The organism is Thalassospira sp. HF15, assembly GCF_011806525.1.
Taxonomy (GTDB): Bacteria; Pseudomonadota; Alphaproteobacteria; order Rhodospirillales; family Thalassospiraceae; genus Thalassospira.
This window is the reverse complement of sequence record NZ_JAAVKI010000015.1, coordinates 1-3110: the sequence shown is the minus strand read 5'-3', so window position 1 is coordinate 3110 and position 3110 is coordinate 1. Positions and strand designations below refer to the sequence as shown.

Below are 3110 nucleotides of genomic sequence, written 5' to 3'. Positions count from 1 at the left end.
TGCTGTATTTGGAAGGCCCGGCGGTGACCTACTCTCCCGTGCCTTAAGACAAAGTACCATCGGCGCAGGCTGGTTTCACTTCTGAGTTCGGGAAGGGATCAGGTGGTTCCCGGCCGCTATGGCCACCGGGCCGTCCAAACACAGCGAAGAGATCGGAGATCTTTGCAAGATCGTGATTTAGTTTATGCGAACTATTTATTGTTGTGACGTATTGGTCTTGCTGATTTTACCGCTGCGCAAGTCGTATGCAGACAGTAGCAAGAGGGATCAATCAAGCCGATCGATCAATTAGTACTGGTTAGCTTCACGTGTTGCCACGCTTCCACACCCAGCCTATCAACCTGGTGGTCTTCCAGGGATCTGATAGGGATACCTAGTCTTGAAGGGGGCTTCCCGCTTAGATGCTTTCAGCGGTTATCCTTTCCGCACTTAGCTACCCGGCGATGCTCCTGGCGGAACAACCGGTACACCAGAGGTGCGTCCATCCCGGTCCTCTCGTACTAGGGACAGCTCTTCTCAAGTATCCTACGCCCACGGCAGATAGGGACCGAACTGTCTCACGACGTTCTAAACCCAGCTCACGTACCACTTTAATTGGCGAACAGCCAAACCCTTGGGACCTGCTCCAGCCCCAGGATGTGATGAGCCGACATCGAGGTGCCAAACACTCCCGTCGATGTGGACTCTTGGGGAGTATCAGCCTGTTATCCCCGGCGTACCTTTTATCCGTTGAGCGATGGCCCTTCCACGCGGGACCACCGGATCACTATGACCGACTTTCGTCTCTGCTCGACTTGTCAGTCTCGCAGTCAGGCAGGCTTTTGCCATTGCACTCTTAAGCTGATGTCCGACCAGCCTGAGCCTACCATCGCGCGCCTCCGTTACTCTTTGGGAGGCGACCGCCCCAGTCAAACTACCCGCCATGCAGGGTCCCGGATCCGGATAACGGACCTCGGTTAGATATCAGGAAGCAAAAGGGTGGTATCTCAAAGGTGGCTCCACCATGGCTGGCGCCATGGCTTCAAAGCCTCCCACCTATTCTGCACATTCACATCCTGATACCACTGCAAAGCTGTAGTAAAGGTGCACGGGGTCTTTCCGTCTGACCGCGGGTACTCCGCATCTTCACGGAGAATTCAATTTCGCTGAGTTGGTGTTGGAGACAGTGGGGAAGTCGTTACGCCATTCGTGCAGGTCGGAACTTACCCGACAAGGAATTTCGCTACCTTAGGACCGTTATAGTTACGGCCGCCGTTTACCGGGGCTTCAATTCGGTGCTTGCACACCTCCTCTTAACCTTCCGGCACCGGGCAGGCGTCAGACCCTATACGTCGTCTTGCGACTTCGCAGAGCCCTGTGTTTTTAGTAAACAGTCGCCACCCCCTAGTCTGTGCCCCCACCGTAAAGTTGCCTTCACGGTGGGCCCCCTTCTCCCGAAGTTACGGGGGCAATTTGCCGAGTTCCTTCAACACCATTCTCTCAAGCGCCTTGGTATATTCAACCTGCCCACCTGTGTCGGTTTGGGGTACGGTCCATATGTGAGAGTTATTTCCTGGACCTCCTTGGCAGCTTCTCCAATCCAATAAGGAAAAACTACTTCCAGAGGCCGTCACTTCTCACGGGTACAGGAATATTAACCTGTTTCCCATCGACTACGCATTTCTGCCTCGTCTTAGGGGCCGACTCACCCTGCGCGGATTGGCCTTGCGCAGGAACCCTTGGGCTTTCGGCGAGGGAGGTTCTCACTCCCTTTATCGCTACTCATGTCAGCATTCTCGCTTCCGATACCTCCAGCAAACCTTACGGTTCACCTTCACAGGCTTACGGAACGCTCCGCTACCACTTGTTCAAAGAACAAGTCCGCAGTTTCGGTGTGTGGCTTGAGCCCCGGTACATCTTCGGCGCGGGACAGCTTATTTAGACCAGTGAGCTGTTACGCTTTCTTTAAACGATGGCTGCTTCTAAGCCAACGTCCTGGTTGTCTTGGCCGTCCTACATCCTTTCCCACTTAGCCACAACTTTGGGACCTTAACTGGCGGTCTGGGCTGTTTCCCTCTCGACCACGGACCTTAGCACCCGTAGTCTGTCTGCCAGATAGTACTCTTCGGTATTCGGAGTTTGATTAGGTTTGGTAAGCCGGTAAGGCCCCCTAGCCCATTCAGTGCTCTACCCCCGAAGGTATTCGTCTGACGCTCTACCTAAATAGATTTCGCGGAGAACCAGCTATCTCCAGGTTTGATTGGCCTTTCACCCCTAACCACAAGTCATCCCCGTCTTTTTCAACAGACGTGGGTTCGGTCCTCCAGTGACTGTTACATCACCTTCAACCTGCTCATGGCTAGATCACCTGGTTTCGGGTCTAATCCCACAAACTCAATCGCCCTATTAAGACTCGCTTTCGCTGCGCCTACACCTATCGGCTTAAGCTTGCTTGTAAGACTAACTCGCTGACCCATTATGCAAGAGGTACGCTGTCACCCCATAAAGAGGCTCCAACTGCTTGTAGGCATCCGGTTTCAGGAACTATTTCACTCCCCTTATCGGGGTGCTTTTCACCTTTCCCTCACGGTACTGGTACACTATCGGTCGTCAAGGAGTACTTAGGCTTGGAGGGTGGTCCCCCCATGTTCAGACAGGATTTCACGTGTCCCGCCCTACTCGAGGACTTATGCATTTTCTACCCGTACGGGGCTATCACCCACTATGGCCGACCTTTCCAGATCGTTCCGGTTCTTATGCATAAGCCACTGGCCTGGTTCGCGTTCGCTCGCCGCTACTAGCGAAGTCTCGGTTGATGTCCTTTCCTCCGGTTACTGAGATGTTTCAGTTCACCGGGTTCGCCTCCTGCCGCTATGTATTCACGACAGGATCACCCTATTGGGTGGGGTTTCCCCATTCAGAAATCTACGGGTCAAAGCCTGCTCTCGGCTCACCGTAGCTTATCGCAGAGTGCCACGTCTTTCATCGCCTCTTGACGCCAAGGCATCCACCAGATGCCCTTATTATGCTTGAGAGATCCCTCAGCTAACTGTTCTGCGGCTTGCGCAGGGGTAAAACCTGCAAAACCACATCACAACTAGTTCGCGATCACGTTCTTTCGTTGCGAAAAA

General features: G+C 53.6%; 2 rRNA genes. Both read right to left on the bottom strand.

Annotated elements, in window-relative coordinates:
• Positions 1-15: 15 nt before the first annotated feature.
• Positions 16-130: ribosomal RNA gene (gene rrf / locus HED22_RS19500) — 5S ribosomal RNA — on the bottom strand.
• A gap of 137 nt (positions 131-267) precedes the next feature.
• A 23S ribosomal RNA gene (locus HED22_RS19495) occupies positions 268-3014 on the bottom strand.
• Positions 3015-3110 lie beyond the last annotated feature (96 nt).